Below are 541 nucleotides of genomic sequence, written 5' to 3'. Positions count from 1 at the left end.
CAAGCTGAACAAGTGGTGCGAGAAGGTACCGTCTTAGTGGTTCTTTCCGACCGCGCATTAGTTAAAGGCAAGTTGCCAATTCCAGCCGCCATGGCTGTCGGCGCCGTGCAAACTCGCTTAGTTACAGCCAACCTTCGTTGTGATGCCAACATCGTCGCGGAAACCGCAACCGCACGTGACCCTCATCAATTTGCCGTATTGCTAGGCTTTGGCGCTACGGCGGTTTATCCGTATCTAGCTTATGAAGCGCTAGGCAAGTTGATTGACGATGGTGCCCTAGATAAAGACTACCGCGATGTTATGCAGAACTATCAGTATGGCATCAACAAAGGCTTGTACAAAATCATGTCGAAGATGGGTATTTCGACCATCGCCTCTTACCGTTGCTCACAATTGTTCGAAGCTGTTGGGTTGAGCCGGGAAGTGGTCGACTTGTGCTTTAAAGGCGTAACCACTCGCATCGAAGGCGCAAACTTTGATGATTTCCAACAAGATTTAACCAACTTGTCCCGCAAGGCGTGGGCAAAACGTAAATCGATTG

At 49.5% G+C, this 541-nt stretch carries 1 protein-coding gene; it reads left to right on the top strand.

Annotated elements, in window-relative coordinates; genetic code table 11:
• The coding region (locus R7Q46_RS29700; protein WP_318078657.1) for a glutamate synthase central domain-containing protein at nucleotides 1-541 on the top strand (541 nt) is incomplete at both ends.

This window comes from Vibrio sp. 811, from assembly GCF_033339195.1.
The sequence above is the reverse complement of the archived record's forward strand: the minus strand, read 5'-3'. Positions and strand labels throughout refer to the sequence as shown.